This is a genomic window from Bryobacter aggregatus MPL3, from assembly GCF_000702445.1.
In the GTDB taxonomy this organism is placed as follows: Bacteria; Acidobacteriota; Terriglobia; order Bryobacterales; family Bryobacteraceae; genus Bryobacter; species Bryobacter aggregatus.
In genome coordinates this window covers 4038224-4052970 of sequence record NZ_JNIF01000003.1, presented here as the reverse complement: position 1 = coordinate 4052970, position 14747 = coordinate 4038224, and the positions used below count along the sequence as shown (strand labels likewise).

Genomic DNA, 14747 nt, shown 5'->3' with positions numbered 1-14747 from the left:
GGAATTTGCGCTGACAGGAAGGGTACGATTAACTGATCCTAATTAGATAAATGTTTGACGTCGTCGCGATTGGTGCTGGGCCGGCTGGATTGACCGCTGGCTATTTGCTGGCTGGAGAAGGCAAGAGTGTTCTGGTTCTCGAAAGTGATCCACGCTATGTTGGGGGGATTTCGCGAACGGTAGAACACGAAGGATATCGATTCGATATCGGCGGGCACCGTTTTTTCTCGAAATCGGCTGAGGTTGAAGCGCTGTGGACCGAGATTCTGGGGGATGAACTTCTCGAGCGGCCCAGGCTCTCCCGCATCTACTATCGCGGGAAGTACTTCTCCTACCCTTTGCGCGCCGGTGAGGCACTGCAGAAGTTGGGGCTGCGACAGTCGACTCTTTGTGTCACCTCCTATCTGAAAGCCAGGCTCTTCCCCAAACCCAATCCGAAATCTTTTGCCGATTGGGTGTCGAACAATTTCGGCGAGCGGCTCTATCAGATGTTCTTCAAGACCTATACGGAAAAAGTATGGGGCGTCCCCTGCGACCAGATCTCAGCAGATTGGGCAGCGCAGCGGATCAAGGGATTGTCGCTTTCGACAGCGATCCTAAATGCGCTTTCGGGGAGCAAACCTGCCGCAGAGAGCGAACGGTCGCAAGTGGTCAAGTCTCTCATCGCGAGCTTCCGTTATCCGAAGTACGGGCCCGGAATGATGTGGGAGCGTTGCGCGGAAAAAATGGTGGCGCGTGGCGGCGAGTTGCGCATGGGCTACCGGGTGACAGGATTAAAGCGCTGCGAATCGACCGGGGTCTGGACCGTGGAATCCGTAGACGGCGAAGGCCAATCACATCTCTTCCAAACAAAGAACGTCATCTCCTCCATGCCGATTCGAGCTCTCGGAGTGGCTTTGGGCGAATCCATGGGAGAAACGGCTTCGCAGGCGGCGGGCAAACTGGGATATCGGGACTTTCTGACCGTTGCGCTGATGATGCGCGAAACGAATCCGATCCAGGACAACTGGATTTATGTTCACGATCCGACAGTGAAGGTGGGCCGGATTCAGAACTTCAAGGCATGGTCTCCCTTTCTGGTGCCGGATCCGGCGATGGCCTGCTATGGGCTCGAATATTTCTGTTTCGAGGGGGACGGGCTTTGGAATATGCCCGATCACGAACTGATTGAGCTGGCCAAGCGGGAGATCGAGAAAATTGGCCTCGTCAAAGCGTCCGATGTGACCGGCGGTGTGGTGGTGCGACAGCCAAAGGCATATCCCGTTTATGACGATACCTATGCCAAGCATGTCGAGCATGTGAAGAATGAGGTGCAGGAGCGATTCCCTAATCTGCACCTGGTCGGCCGAAATGGGATGCACAAGTACAATAATCAGGACCATTCCATGATGACCGCCATGTTGACCGCAAAGAATATCCTGGCCGGAAGCCTGGTCTATGACGTATGGAACGTGAACCAGGATGCGGAATACCATGAAGAGCACAAGAGCAACGGTGCGGTGTCGGGAGCTTCAGGACTGCGCGCGGTACCGAGTAGAATCAGTTGATGCACCTTGCAGCGTTTGAACCCCTAGTAAGCTATAGAGATTGATGCCAAAAGCGGTAGCCGTAGTCGCGGGAGTGGTGTTCCACGGGGGAAGGATCCTGATCGGCCAACGAAAACGGAATGATTGGCATGGGTTGAAGTGGGAATTTCCAGGCGGGAAGATCGAAGTGGGAGAAACGCCGGAACAGGCACTCGTGCGCGAACTGCGCGAAGAACTCGGAATCGAAGCCGTCATCGGAGAGATGATGCAAAGCTACCAGTTCAGCTACAACGAGAAGCCACCCGTCGAACTGACTTTCTATGAAGTAACGCAGTTCACTGGAGTTCCGGTGAACTACGAGTTTGAACAGATTCTTTGGGAAGAAGCAGTGCGATTGCCAGACTATGATTTCCTCGAAGGCGATCGGGACTTTATCGAGTTTCTGGCCAAGCGCGGCTAGAATGCGAGTTGGTCGTACATTTCGGCCATCGGAATGGAGAGATTCAGCTCCCGGAACTCGATGGTGTCGCGAAGCGCGGTAAAAGTTTCGGGGAAGCCAGGCCAGACTTCGTCTTCGCGGCGGGTGTAGAGCTGGGCGCCAATGCTTTCCGAATCGACGTACAAAATGTGGCGCAGCGCGGGGATCAGCTTGTAGTGCTCGAGCTTGGTGCTGAGGTCATATTTGCGGGTAGAGGCGGATAGAACTTCAACGACGAGGATGGGGTCGGTGAGGGGAGGGAGCACTACTCCTGGCTTCTCTCCGCAATAGATGCTGACATCAGGAAAATAGACGGCCTCACGAGACGGGGTTTCCACCATGGTGTCGGAGGTCAGCGTGTAGCACTTCTTGCCTTTGAGCTTCGGGTTCAAGATGGCAATCAGATTACTGGCGATCCAACTGTGCGCACGTGTTCCGCCCGCCATCGCATAGACGATGCCATTCAGGAATTCGAGTTTTGAATTGCTGCGCTTATTGTAGGCGAGGTAGTCCTCGTAGGACATCGTTGGCAGCGGCACTAGGGCTGGTGATGCCATATGCCTAGTTTACTCGTAGCGCAGCGCCTCAACCGGATCGAGCTTGGCCGCCTTATTCGCAGGCCAGATGCCGAAGAATAGCCCCACGCCGACGCTGACTCCGACCCCCACCACCGCCGCCCAGATCGGGACACTCATCGGGAGATTGGGGAACAGGAAGGAGCCGATCACGGGGATGAGCCAGCCGATGGCCATGCCAATCAGCCCGCCGAGAAAGGTGAGGACGACAGCTTCCGTCATGAACTGGGTGATGATCTCCGAGCGCCGGGCGCCGAGCGCTTTGCGCACCCCGATTTCACGAGTGCGCTCGGTGACACTGACGAGCATGATGTTCATGACGCCGATGCCGCCCACCAGCAAACCGATCGAGGAGAGCACCACCATCACAAGTGCAGTGATCGACATGATCTTGCGGAAGTCTTCAATCATCTGCTCGGAGGTAGAAATCGAAAAATTATCGGGCTGGTCATATTTGACGCGGCGCTCCTGGCGCAGCACGCCGCGCACCTCATCCATGGCGGCAGGAAGATAGCCCTTCATCGGCTGGACGAAGAGCATGTGCTCCTCCGCCGCGGGATTGAACTTTCGCATCGTCCAATAGGGCATGACGACACGGTTGTCGCGGCTGCCCGGACCATTGGTTCCAGAGGGCTTCATGACGCCGATGACTTCCATCATCTGCCCGTCGAGATCGACCCATTTGCCACTGGGGTCGGCACTGGCGAAGAGCGCCTTGGCGACGTCCTGCCCCAGCACGACAACGCGGGAATGGTGCTGATTGTCGACCTCGTTGTAGAAGCGGCCATGAATCATGTCCACTTGCCAGACGTCGGAGTAGCTGGGATCAGCGCCCCAGACGTCGAGACCAGCGTAGTCGTTGGCTTGGAAACGGATCTTCTGCACCCCGCGCCAGGGGAGCAGCCCGGCGGTGACGCGTTCGACGTGCGGACAACGCTCGCGGATGGCCTGCGCTTGATCGAAAGTGAGGGGCTTGCGCATCCGCTCCTCCGCCGTGCGATTGCCAAAGCGCGGGCCCACCGCAAACTTGAATACGACCATCGTGTCTGAGCCAAAGGTACGCATGGCGTTGGCAAAGGACTCATCCATGCCCGTGATGATCGAGCCCACACCAATGATGGTGCCTGTGCCGATGATCACACCGAGAACGGTGAGAAAAGAACGCAGCTTATAGGTGCGCAGGGTATCGAGCGCCATCCCGACGCTGGACCAAAAGAGAGACTGTTTCATCGTTCCACTCGCAATGCTTCGATCGGGTCCAGCTTAGAGGCTTGCCGCGCCGGATAGATTCCAAAAAAGAGGCCCACCGTCATGGAGAGGCCAACGCCGAGAGCAACGCTCATGATCGGCATCGACATGGGAACAGGAGTGAGAGTGCGAATCACAATCGCAAAAGTCCAGGCAATCGCGACTCCGAAGACACCGCCGCTCGCAGCCAGCACCGCGCTTTCTACCAGGAACTGATTCAGGATATCCTGCCGGCGCGCGCCCAGCGATTTGCGGATGCCAATCTCCTGCGTCCGCTCGCTGACAACGGCGAGCATGATGTTCATGATGACAACGCCGCCCACCACCATGAAGACGCTGACAACCGCAATCGCCGTCGCAGCAATGGCGCCAGTCATCTGGCTCCAGGCATTGGTGAGCGAGTCGGAATTGAAGATCGCAAAATTATCTTCCTTCCCTGGCGTCAAGTGCCGGTAGGAGCGGATCAGCGATCGCACTTCGTCCTGCGACTGCAGCAGTTTGTCGTGAGAGATTGCCACGACGCTGTAGTTGATCCCTTTGCGAGCTCCATAAGACTTGAAGTAAGTCTCAACGGGAATCGAAACAAAGCTGTCCTGCGTTTGTCCAAAGACACTTCCCTTCGCTTTCGCCACACCGATCACTTCGTAAGGACGCCCGTCAATGTGGATGCTTTTGCCGACTGCTTCGGTATTGGGGAACCAACGATCCTTCAGATCGTGGCCGAGGAAGGCGACCATCAAGTGACGGTTGTTATCGATGTCGGAAAAATAGCGGCCACTTTCCACTTGCGTGTTCTCGATTGTGGCCATGTTGGGAGATTCCCCGATGATCTGGACCTGATCCACACGATCCCCGCCAAAAACAAGGGGCCCCCGGCGATACACCGCCATTCCGATCTCTTTGACCAGCGTTGCGTTTTGCCGGATAAAGTCGAACTCTTCCCGCTTCAGTTCCGGATTCCGCCGTTGGTACTCCAGGAACTTTTTCGCGTCCCAGTCTCCGATAAAGGCCATCCGGACGACGCGGAAGCCGTCGGCGCCCATGTCGCTGACTTTCTCCGCGATATAAACATCCATACCGTGGATGAGGCTCATCACCGCGATGAGCGTTGTCGTCGCGAGGATGATGCCAAGCAAAGTGAGGAAGCTACGGAGTTTACTGGCGCGCAAACTGCCCAATGCAACCCACACGGATTCGAGAAAGGCACTACTGCGCTGCGATGGCATTCAGCGTTCATTACGCTGGAGAAACGCCTTAGGTTCCAGAAATCTGCTGCTGAACCCAATCAGCGGCACATTCTTCCGACCAGAAACGCATCCCGCTGCTCGAAAGGAAGCCGACATGGCCACCATAGCGTGTGAGTTTGAGTTGGATGGAGGGATTGCGTTCGGGGGCGGCACGCTCGTAAACCCAGGCGGGAATGAGCGGGTCGTCGGCAGAGTGAATCAGAAGAGTGGGGACTGCAATTCCGCTGAGAAAGCCTTGTGCGGACTGGGTGGCGTAGTAGTTGGCCGCGTCACCAAAACCGAAGGCACGCGCGGTGAACTTGTCGTCGAACTCGAGAACACTCTTGACCAAGTCGAGTCCGTCCAAGGGGAAGCGCTCCGGAAAAACAGCAGCACGGCGGCGGTAGCGAGCTTTCAAGCGATCAATGAACTTGCTCGAATAGATAAAATTGCGGGGCTCCTGCATGCGCTTGCAGCAGGCCATCAGATCAAGCGGGGTTGAAATTCCCACAACACCGGCAACGCCGAGCGTGCGCGCCTCGCTCCCGAGTTCCCCTGTGAGCTTCAGCACGACATTGCCTCCGAGCGAGTAGCCAACCAGAAAGATAGGACCACGCCCAGCGGCGGATAGAGACTGGAGAATCGAGCGGAGGTCGCTGGTGAGGCCGGCGTGATAGAGGGTGGGCGCGAGAGCTTCGGTGCCGCCGCAGGTCCGCATATTCAACCGGTGTACCCGGAAACCCCGCACCAGAGCGGCCTGCGCCATGCTCTTCATGTAGCCGGATTCATGCGAACCTTCCAGGCCATGCAGGACAATCAGTTCGCCGCGCGGAGGCGTCACCGGCTCATGGCGCAGTGCCAGGACCTGAACCTCCGGCTCAGTGCGATGGAGTTCCCGCTGCCCAGGGAAGCGAGTCTCGTCGAGATTGCGGGGCCAGAAATTTGCGGCGATCGTCGAGAGATCGCCGTTACGAAACAGGGGATAGAACTCGTTCAACTTTTAATAGTAAACGGGTTATTCCTTGCCGTCGTCATCGCTCTTGCGGGAAAGTTCTTCGGCAAGAATAATGGCTTCGGCCAGTTCTTTCATCGGTTTGCGGTGGCGGCGGCTTTCATTCCGGAGCCGGAGATAGGCTTCTTCCTCGGTGAGGTTGTAGCGGTGTTGCAGGATTCCCTTGGCACGCTCGACGAGCTTGCGGGTTTCGAGCTGGCGCTTCATTTCTTCGGTTTCAGAAACAAGGCGCTGGTTTTCTTCGGTCAGAACCTCTTTCGAGATGGCGATCCCCATCTGCTCGCCGATGAAGGTGAGCAGTGAAATCTCCTCTGCCGTGTGCGGGTGAGCCTCTTTGTGGTGCACATTGATGACCCCAATGATTTCGCCCTGATTGATCAGCGGCACCGAGAGGAAGGCTTCATAGGTGTCTTCGACAAGGCCCTGGAAGCGCTTAAATCTGTGATCGAGTGCAGAATTCGCAGCCAGGGCAACGACGCTCTTATGTTCGGCCACCCAGCCGGTGACCCCTTCGCCCACCTTCATTTTGAGGAGGCCGAGGTCTTGCGCGTGAGGAACTTGCGAAGCGCGCAGAACAATTTCGTTGCTTTCTTTCTCGATCAGGTAGACGAGCGCGGCGTCACAATTGGTGACTTGAACTGTCAGACCAATGATTTCGCCCAGCATTTCGTCCAGAGAACGCTGCGAACTGACGATACTCGAAATACGGTGCAAGAGAGAAACTTGAGAAGTTTGAGGTTCGGTCATGACGCTGGATCCCATACAGCAATGCTAGGGAATCTCTCCTTATTAAACAATTCAATCTTTTTATCAATACGATTCATGACCTATGTGTGGACCCTGGTGGGGGTGCTTCCGCTGAGCGGCCAGATTGTGCTGCAGTCTCCGCATTTCACCCTGTATAGCAGTTCCCGGAACTCCAATCTTCCTGAGAAAGCACTCCTACGGCTGGAAGAACTCCATACCGCGCTTCCCCTGTTGGAAAGTCCAGAGTGGCGTCCAACCCGGCCCCAGAGAGTCTGGGTCACAGGATCGAGTGCCGAGTGGAAAGCTCTGGGCACCAAAGCAGAAGAGCGAGGCAGCTACCGCAGTGGCCTACGCAAAGACTGGATTGTTGTAAATTCCGAGATCAACGACTTTCTACAAGTACTAAGTCATGAGTACGTACACGCGGTACTCAACCGTGCTTCGCCGGATCTGCCGCTCTGGTTGGAGGAGGGCATCTGCGAATACTATTCGACTCTGGATCTGCGCTACGGGGGCAATCGGGCAACGGTCAGCTTGGGCCGTCCACCGGGCAATAGACTAGCATGGTTGCGCGGCATTGACACAATTGATCTGGAAAAACTTTCGAGCACCCCGATGGACCAGAAAGGCTATGCCTTGAGTTGGGCGGCAGCATCGAAACTCTGGCCCGATTGGAGCCGATCGCTCCAAGGTCTCTCTAGCGTGAAGGCAAGAGATTTCGAGATCCGAAGCCGGACGATCCCAATGACGAAGCCGGTGTTTCCGATTCTCACCCTCACCGCGGACGCAGTGGCGGAGATGGAGGCGGAGTTCCAGAGCTTGATTCGCGGCAATACGGCCTTCAGTGTGGGAGGGAGAGCCGCCGAAGAGGCGCAGGCACTTTTTCTCGAAGGGTTGAGGCTATCAGACGAGGGAGAGAGCCAGCAAGCGATTGGGCGTCTTGAGAAAGCCTGCCAGCTCCGGCCGTCGAACAGTTCCTGGTGGCTTGCCTTAGCCCTGGCTTACCGGGAGGGGGGACAGAGGGATCGGGCGAAGGAGGCTGTGGCGAGAGCCGTGGCAACGGCGGTGAATGCGACAGAAAGCGCGGCGGCAGAATCTTTCAAAAAATCTTTCGACCCATGATCGGAAATTCTGAACTTTGCCGCATGTCCAGATGAAGACGTTGTACGAGTTCGGAGGAACGGCCCGCTCTGGAGGGGGCGGGCCGTTTCTATTTTGGTACTGAGATCCAACCGCACTTGACGAGTGCCAGGCCCTATTGGGCGGCCTGACGCTCATACGCCGCGATGGTCCGGCGAATCCCTTCTGCCAAAGGAGTCTTTTTGAGCTCCGGAATCGCAGCGCGGATCGCACTATCGTCCATGTCCACGGCCACCGGAACTTCCTGGCCAGCAAAAGTCACGAGACCGGCAGCCGAGGGCTTTACGGCTTCGATCTCACGCACGATGTCGGCCATGTGGACGATATCGCCAGCCAGGTTATAAACAAAAGCTCCTTCGTGCGGCGAAAAAAGGCAATCGAGGAAAGCGGCGGCCACGTCTTCGACGTACTGCAGATCCATCCGGCCGCTGACCGGCATTTCGTACTTCTCTCCGCGCGCAACGGCCTGCATCGCGATGGTGGGGGCAGCAGTGAGGCCGGTGTCGCGACCGGGACCATAAACGGTCCAGGGACGCAGGCCGAAGCTGGTGATGCCGCTTGCACGGTAGTAAGCGCGGGCATTGCCTTCATTCGCCTGCTTGAAGACACCATAGTGCGTCGCCGGCTTCAAAACATCATCTTCATTCAGACTGCGGCCTTTGGCGGCGTACTCGGTGGGCGGGCCCCAGACGGCGCTCGAACTCGCGTAGGCCACGCGCACTTCCCTGCCCGCCTCACGAGCCGCTTCAAATACGTTCAGTGTTCCAATGACGTTGATCATGCCGCCAGCAATGGGGTCCTTCTGGCAGAACGGCATCAAAACGGCAGCGAGGTGGACGATCTTCGTAACGCCTTCGCTTTTAACGATGTCCTTGATGCGCGCCGTATCTTCGATCTTGCCGATCTCGCTGCGCAGCGCGCTGCGGTCGAGCCCTGGCGCAATGAGCGGCAGACGGGGATGTTCGTCGCCCTGATCATAGCTGATCACCTCTGCGCCGCGATCGAGCAATTGCTTTGTCACCCAAGCGCCGATGCACCCTTGGGCGCCTGTGACGAGTACTGTTTCCTTCATGTCAATGTCATTATATTGACCAGCCATCGAATGCCACTGCAAAATCGCGTCACTCCCTTCTCAAAGATTGAAAGAAGTCCAGCTCGTGGCCTGTTTACGGGCAATCGCGGAGTTCTGCATAACGCGGAGCAGGAGCTCGTGACGACAACTTGGCGGCATCGTGCCTGGATCCTCTGCGAGCTGGAATACAAGGGCTGGAAGCGGAAGCTGATGCAGCCCAATCGTTGGACGGAGCTTTTCTTTCTCGATGAGGCAACCGCCTTCGCCGCAGGTCATCGCCCTTGCGGTCTGTGCCGGCGGGAAGCCTATCGAAGATTCCTCAATCTGGCCGGCGGCTTTGCGACGGCGAAAGCGCTCGATGCCGCGTTGCATCTCGAACGGATTCAGCCGCAAGCCTTGCTTCCCTACGGCGAACTGGTGCCTGCCTCCTTCTTTGCGCTGGGAGCAAACGCCTACCTGAAACTCCCCAAGCTCGCCCTTGAGTGGACACATGAGGGTTATCGCCGGGCAGGGCCGTTCCCGGATTCGCTCCAGGTGCAGCCCTTAACTCCTCTCATCACACGGCGTGTGCTCGCCCGCGGGTATCAGCCCTTGCTCCATCCATCGGCACTGAGCTTCAGCGCATAGGCGCGCAGGTTCTTGGGCCATTTTGCGGTCTTGAGTTCAAATGCCTCCTGATTGCCCGCAAACAGAGCCCGCAGCGCTTCTTCATAGCCCGAAAGGTTGGCGGCGATCGAATTGAGAAATCGATAGGCGGCTTCACGCGCGAGCCGTGCCCGGTCCTTCTCGGCGTTCACCTTGCGTGCGTCCTCCACCAGCTTTCGCAAAGCCACCGACGCTCCGCCAGGCTGCGCGTTCAACCATTCCCAATGGCGTGGCAGCAAGGTGACTTCGCGCGCAACGACACCGAGCTTCGGACGCCCCGGGCCACGCTGCGCGGCGCCGGGCGCCAAGAGCAGAGCGGCTTCCACCGTCTCACCAGTCTGGTCGTTGAAGATCAGCACCTTGGGTTCGCCGCGCTCCATCGCACGGTGCGCGGCCTGGAGCGCGGCATCCGCGTTTCCAGAAGCGATCTGGCGAAGGTCTTGAAAAACAGTGTAGGAGTGGATTGGTTCTTCTTGCATATATTTACCCGGGTGATTTAATTTTACCCAGGTAAATATAATCTTGCAAGTCCTTAGATGCCCAAGCGCGAAATCGCGTAGAGTCCGGCACCGAAGAGGGCAGCGCCCAGAAAGACACAAGCGGGCAAGGTGAAAATCCAGGCCAGCAACATATTGCGAACCGTATTCATTTGCACCCCACTCCGATTGGCCGCCATTGTGCCAGCGACTCCACTGGTGAGGACGTGCGTCGTGCTGACCGGCAACCCCAACTGGTCCGCGACACCGATGGTGATCATAGCAACCAGCTCTGCGCTGGCGCCTTGCGCATAGGTCAGATGGTCTTTGCCAATCTTCTCTCCTACCGTCACGACAATCCGCTTCCAGCCGACCATCGTTCCCATGCCCAGCGCAAGCGCTACAGCGACCTTGACCCAAACCGGGATGAAGTGCGTGCTGCCATCGAGATCTTCGCGATAATTACGCACCAGGGAGCGAAAGGACTCCTCCGTCCGGCGGCCCTGCTTCAAAAACTTGCTGAGAGATTCATCCACCAGATAGATGTCTGTGCGGAGCTTGGGCCGCTCACTAGAAGGGATGTCCAGCATGCTGCGGCGGCCTTCAAGATTGGCTTCCAACTCCCGGTTCAGGATTGCGATCGCCGCAGGCGTGCGCCGGTTTGGCGAGACGTTCGGCTTCAGGTAATTGGAGAGTTCGAGAGCTGCCTCGCTTGGGCTGAGTTCCGATTTGTCATAGTGTTGCTCAATGTAAGAGCTGACGGCTTTTGCGTTCTGCAGGAGGCGTGCAATCTCCCTCTCGGTCGTAGCTTCATTCAATGCGTAGCTGGCTGGAAGGGCACCGATGAGGATCAGCATCATGAGCCCCATTCCCTTCTGCCCGTCGTTGGAGCCATGCGCAAAGCTGACACCGGTACAGGTGAAGATCAGAATCGCGCGAATCCAGAGTGGCGGCGGATGGTCCTTTGCCGGTGCTTCATAGAGCTTCGGCGATTTGATGAGCAACTTACAGAGCAGAAGAAGCAGCCCCGCGCAACCGAATCCAATCAGCGGCGAGAGCAACAGACTGGCAAAGACCTCTTGGGCTTTGCCCCAGTTCACACCTTCCCCGAAGACCTCGGCACTCATTACCGAATGTGCCAGTCCGACGCCGAGGATGGAACCGATCAGGGTATGCGAGCTGGATGCAGGCAGGCCAAGATACCAGGTGCCCAAGTTCCACAGAATCGCAGCCACCAGGAGCGAAAAGACCATCGCCATGCCAGCCGAAGAGCCCACATTCAAAACAAGCTCAACGGGCAAGAGAGTAATAATCCCAAAAGCCACGGCGCCGTTCGAGACGAGCACACCAATGAGATTCCAAAGGCCCGACCAAACCACCGCGATGGTGGGCCGGAGCGAATTTGTATAAATTACGGTTGCAACCGCGTTCGCCGTATCGTGAAAGCCATTGACGACTTCAAAGCCCAAGGCCAATAAGACTGCGAGCAAAAAAAGCAACGCTGTCGACAGTGCAACCGGTTCACCGAATAAAACCACTTTTACCTATCCTCAGGCAGTAAACCAGATCCGTTGGGCCTGTTGCAACGTATTCATCGAATATTGACACACTCGTTACGCACTGTAAAACTTTGCCAGGGAATTGGACCAACTGTTGGCCTTACCCGTCTTAGCGCAGTTCGACTCGGCAGCCGTTGTTGGATCTGTTCGCGATGAGAAGGGCGGCGCATTAGCTGGAGCCAAAGTTCTCCTCCGCAACAATCATACCGGCTCGACTACAGTGGAAACAGAAGACTTCACTTTTGCTTTGGCACACAGCAGTAAGCACCTCCGCCGGATGTCGTGATACTGCTGGAGTTACCGGACTGAAACTGGCGCACGCGGCGGGGAGGTAAATCTGCTGCGGCCCGCTGTCACTGCACCCTTCCCAAAGCGGGGACGCAATGTTGCTTATGCCTTTCTCACTGAAGCACGTTTGCAGTTCCGCCGTGAGTACGACAGCCTGTTCCACAGGAACCGTGGATCCGCTCTACATCCAGCTCGCCTGGAAGCTGCAGTTTTAGTTGCGAGGCTTGCGCTTCTTTGCGGCTTCTTCCCGCTCCTCATCATCCACCTCGAGGCTGAGCGGCGAAAAGGCCCGGCGCGGCGGAGCCGGATACTCCAAATCCCAACCCTTGGTCTGCCCCCACAGGATGCGGTTCAACCGCTCGGTGGGGGCGGCGTCGGGTTCGGAGAAGTTCATCTTGCGTGAGTCGATGGCAGCCTGGCGCGGCTTGCCCTTGAGAGCCTGCACTTCCGGATTCTTCTCATGGAGGTCCTGCTTCGGAATCTCCGCGGTGAAGGGCGTGAGGTCCGGTGTGTTTGTGAAGCTGGCGCGCATGTCGGTCGCAATCATGTCGAACAAAGACATCGTCGGAAGCCCGAGCATCAGCTCGATCGTCTTCAACATGCTCTGGTGCGAATAGAAGGTGGAATCGATGTGATTGCGCCGCGCATAGGGACTGGCGAGGAAGGCCGTGGTGCGATGGCCATCGACATGATCGACGCCGTTCTGCGCGTCATCTTCGACAATGAAGATCGCCATCTTCGGCCAGAAGCGCGAGTGGCTTAACGCTTCGACAATGCGGCCCAGCGCCAAATCATTGTCGGCCACCATTGCCTTTGGCGAAGAGAGCCCCGGGCTGGCGCCATAGGTGTGGTTCGACGGGAGCTGCAACAGAATCAGATTCGGCAGCTTGCCGCTTGCTTCAAACTGCTTGAAGTCCTGCAAGAAGATTTGCGAGCGGACCACATCGGGAATCGCGGTGGTGTAGGACGGGTATTGGCTAGCGAGGATCTTGTTCAGCGGCTCGATGGGAGCGCGGATGCTCCAGTCTTTGCTGAAGTCGGAACCTTGCTCCCAACGTCGCAGCAGCGCTTCCCTGCTCCTACCCGGAATCTCGCTGAGGGTGCCGGCAAACTCACCATAGACACGAACGGTTTTACCCCGAGCGAGCGCGTAATCCCAGAGGAAACCGCCTGAGGAGTAGGCCATCGGGTCGGTCCCGTCGTAGGGATAACTGCGGCCCTGGTAGCCGGGCCAGAGGCAATACTCGGTCTCATTCGCCTGCGTCAGCCACTGGTGGCCGTCGGCGCTATTGCCGCCGGTGGCGTAGAAGTTATCGAGCACGACAAAGTGGTCCGCCAGCTTGTGCTGGTTGGGCGTAATGTCGTGGCCAAACATGGTGAGCGACGGGTCGCCATTGCCTTTCTTCAGATCGCCCAGCACCTGATCGTAAGTGCGATTCTCCTTGATGATGAAGACGACATGCTCGATGGGCGACGGCTCTCCGGAGCGTTCCGGAACGGCGATCGGTTTTGCGTTGCGATTGGCCGCTCTCGCCTCCACGGGGGCCCCGGCAAGGCGCATGTGATTATTCTCCGCAACCGCTGTCGTGTAGCTCGCAAGCAAAGGACGATCGGGAAGATCGACCACCGCAACAGAGCCGCGATAGGCATGAACAAAACGCTTGGTGGGCGCATCGCGCCAGCCGGATCCGGCGCCCAACAACGACGAGATCGCCAAGCGCTTGCCATCGGCATCGAGGGCGAGTCCGTTTGGATACCAGCCCGTCGGAATCAGCCCGTCGATCTTTGCGCTGGCCGTATCGATGACGGCCACGGCATTGACGCCGCCGCAGGCGACATAGAGCTGCTTGCCGTCGTGGCTCAGCGCGAGCGCTGTTGGGGCAATGCCGCGCACCGGCACCGAGAAGAGTTGCAAAGGAATCGTGCGCACCACGACGTTGGTCTGCGTGTCGATGACGCTGATGCTGTCGCTGTTTCCGTTGGCGACATAGACGCGATGGCCGGCCTCATCCCAGGCCAATGCCGTGGGATGCAGCCCCACCTCGATCTTGTGTGTCACCTGGCCGCTTGCCAGATCCACCCGGGTGACGGTTCCGGTGGAGGCAATGCCCCGCGCGTCCACCGTCACACGTTCGTTTGGCTTGTGGAGCGGCGAGGCAAATCGCTCCTTGCCTTTGGGAGGGCGGCCGCCCAGATTGCTGACATAGGCGAACTTCGCATCGCGATCCATCACAGCGGCAAAGGGTGCGATGCCGGTCTCAACACTTTGCAGCACCGCACCTGTTTTGAGATCGATCACTGCCAGCTTGTTCTCCCAAACCAGCGGCACGGCGGCAACCTTCTTGCCAATCGCGAAAGCACCGGGATGAAAGCGGCCCAGCTCGCCGGCAACAGGAGCGATCTTGTCGCCCGCAAACTGCAGCAACTGCGCCTTTCCGCGCGCCGCGTTGGCCACATAGGGCACAGCGCTGAAGGCAATCGCCTGCGCACCGGACGCGCCACCATGCGCGATGCGCTGCTTGACCTCGTTCGTGCGCCAGTTCAGGCGATAGAGCTCTGTCGCGTGCAGCACCCACAGTTCTTCGCCTTCGCCCCAGGCAACTCCATAGACCCGGCCCTCGAACACGCTCGGCACACCTGCCGGGGTGATCGCTTGCCGTGTGGTGACCACACCGGGGTCAGTGACTGCGCGCAACGGCTGCGCGGTACTCTGCGCAAAAGCAAACTGAGAGATCGCAAGGAGGAACAGGTGCAT

The 14747-nt window shown here is 57.8% G+C and carries 13 protein-coding genes; 4 read left to right on the top strand and 9 right to left on the bottom strand.

The window, feature by feature from the left end:
• The first annotated feature begins 50 nt into the window (after positions 1 to 50).
• Together M017_RS0118745 and M017_RS0118740 are read left to right on the top strand one after the other, a co-directional pair.
• Positions 51 to 1547 carry an NAD(P)/FAD-dependent oxidoreductase gene (locus M017_RS0118745; protein ID WP_031499686.1) on the top strand — a complete coding sequence of 499 codons (1497 nt, stop codon included), beginning with the start codon at positions 51 to 53 and terminating at the stop codon, positions 1545 to 1547.
• A 43-nt stretch (positions 1548 to 1590) separates the two neighbouring features.
• Complete coding sequence (locus M017_RS0118740) at positions 1591 to 1986, top strand: (deoxy)nucleoside triphosphate pyrophosphohydrolase (protein WP_031499685.1); 396 nt, start codon at positions 1591 to 1593, stop codon at positions 1984 to 1986.
• On the opposite strand, the gene M017_RS0118735 is transcribed toward M017_RS0118740, so the two are convergent.
• The 5 genes from M017_RS0118735 to M017_RS0118715 are packed head-to-tail and all read right to left on the bottom strand — an operon-like array spanning position 1983 to position 6779.
• Positions 1983 to 2561 carry a Uma2 family endonuclease gene (locus M017_RS0118735; RefSeq protein WP_080507938.1) on the bottom strand — a complete coding sequence of 193 codons (579 nt, stop codon included), beginning with the start codon at positions 2559 to 2561 and terminating at the stop codon, positions 1983 to 1985. The genes M017_RS0118740 and M017_RS0118735 overlap by 4 nt on opposite strands.
• A 9-nt stretch (positions 2562 to 2570) precedes the next feature.
• Complete coding sequence (locus M017_RS0118730; RefSeq protein WP_031499682.1) at positions 2571 to 3809, bottom strand: ABC transporter permease; 1239 nt, start codon at positions 3807 to 3809, stop codon at positions 2571 to 2573.
• A complete protein-coding gene (locus M017_RS0118725) occupies positions 3806 to 5053 on the bottom strand; it encodes an ABC transporter permease (protein ID WP_031499680.1) in 1248 nt (415 codons plus the stop codon). The genes M017_RS0118730 and M017_RS0118725 overlap by 4 nt, the downstream gene beginning before the upstream one ends.
• A 28-nt stretch (positions 5054 to 5081) precedes the next feature.
• Positions 5082 to 6050 (bottom strand): YheT family hydrolase, encoded by a 969-nt coding sequence (locus tag M017_RS0118720; RefSeq protein ID WP_051670472.1) that lies wholly within the window; start codon positions 6048 to 6050, stop codon positions 5082 to 5084.
• A gap of 18 nt (positions 6051 to 6068) precedes the next feature.
• Positions 6069 to 6779 carry an ANTAR domain-containing protein gene (locus tag M017_RS0118715; protein WP_238325945.1) on the bottom strand — a complete coding sequence of 237 codons (711 nt, stop codon included), beginning with the start codon at positions 6777 to 6779 and terminating at the stop codon, positions 6069 to 6071.
• Between the two features lie 108 nt (positions 6780 to 6887).
• Here M017_RS0118715 and M017_RS0118710 point away from each other — a divergent pair, with 108 nt between their 5' ends.
• Positions 6888 to 7934, top strand: coding sequence for a tetratricopeptide repeat protein (locus tag M017_RS0118710; RefSeq protein WP_031499677.1), 1047 nt, complete (start codon positions 6888 to 6890; stop codon positions 7932 to 7934).
• 133 nt (positions 7935 to 8067) lie between these two features.
• On the opposite strand, the gene M017_RS0118705 is transcribed toward M017_RS0118710, so the two are convergent.
• A complete protein-coding gene (locus tag M017_RS0118705) occupies positions 8068 to 9024 on the bottom strand; it encodes an NAD-dependent epimerase/dehydratase family protein (RefSeq protein ID WP_031499676.1) in 957 nt (318 codons plus the stop codon).
• A 30-nt stretch (positions 9025 to 9054) separates the two neighbouring features.
• Here M017_RS0118705 and M017_RS0118700 point away from each other — a divergent pair, with 30 nt between their 5' ends.
• Complete coding sequence (locus M017_RS0118700; RefSeq protein WP_031499674.1) at positions 9055 to 9651, top strand: hypothetical protein; 597 nt, start codon at positions 9055 to 9057, stop codon at positions 9649 to 9651.
• Here M017_RS0118700 and M017_RS0118695 read toward each other — a convergent pair.
• From M017_RS0118695 to M017_RS0118680, 3 genes are all read right to left on the bottom strand, one after another.
• Complete coding sequence (locus M017_RS0118695) at positions 9609 to 10148, bottom strand: DUF2239 family protein (RefSeq protein WP_031499672.1); 540 nt, start codon at positions 10146 to 10148, stop codon at positions 9609 to 9611. The two genes, M017_RS0118700 and M017_RS0118695, sit on opposite strands and share 43 nt — an antisense overlap.
• Positions 10149 to 10201: 53 nt before the next feature.
• Positions 10202 to 11644 carry an inorganic phosphate transporter gene (locus M017_RS0118690; protein WP_202901667.1) on the bottom strand — a complete coding sequence of 481 codons (1443 nt, stop codon included), beginning with the start codon at positions 11642 to 11644 and terminating at the stop codon, positions 10202 to 10204.
• 559 nt (positions 11645 to 12203) lie between these two features.
• A complete protein-coding gene (locus M017_RS0118680) occupies positions 12204 to 14747 on the bottom strand; it encodes a bifunctional YncE family protein/alkaline phosphatase family protein (RefSeq protein ID WP_051670468.1) in 2544 nt (847 codons plus the stop codon).

Excerpts from the sequence above, each read along its gene's own strand:
- M017_RS0118745 (WP_031499686.1), top strand. The coding sequence starts at position 51 with ATGTTTGACGTCGTCGCGATTGGTGCTGGGCCGGCTGGATTGACCGCT.
- M017_RS0118735 (WP_080507938.1), bottom strand. The coding sequence starts at position 2,561 with ATGGCATCACCAGCCCTAGTGCCGCTGCCAACGATGTCCTACGAGGAC.
- M017_RS0118680 (WP_051670468.1), bottom strand. The coding sequence starts at position 14,747 with ATGCACCTGTTCCTCCTTGCGATCTCTCAGTTTGCTTTTGCGCAGAGT.
- M017_RS0118740 (WP_031499685.1), top strand. The coding sequence starts at position 1,591 with ATGCCAAAAGCGGTAGCCGTAGTCGCGGGAGTGGTGTTCCACGGGGGA.
- M017_RS0118710 (WP_031499677.1), top strand. The coding sequence starts at position 6,888 with ATGACCTATGTGTGGACCCTGGTGGGGGTGCTTCCGCTGAGCGGCCAG.
- M017_RS0118695 (WP_031499672.1), bottom strand. The coding sequence starts at position 10,148 with ATGCAAGAAGAACCAATCCACTCCTACACTGTTTTTCAAGACCTTCGC.
- M017_RS0118700 (WP_031499674.1), top strand. The coding sequence starts at position 9,055 with ATGCCACTGCAAAATCGCGTCACTCCCTTCTCAAAGATTGAAAGAAGT.
- M017_RS0118705 (WP_031499676.1), bottom strand. The coding sequence starts at position 9,024 with ATGAAGGAAACAGTACTCGTCACAGGCGCCCAAGGGTGCATCGGCGCT.
- M017_RS0118730 (WP_031499682.1), bottom strand. The coding sequence starts at position 3,809 with ATGAAACAGTCTCTCTTTTGGTCCAGCGTCGGGATGGCGCTCGATACC.
- M017_RS0118725 (WP_031499680.1), bottom strand. The coding sequence starts at position 5,053 with ATGCCATCGCAGCGCAGTAGTGCCTTTCTCGAATCCGTGTGGGTTGCA.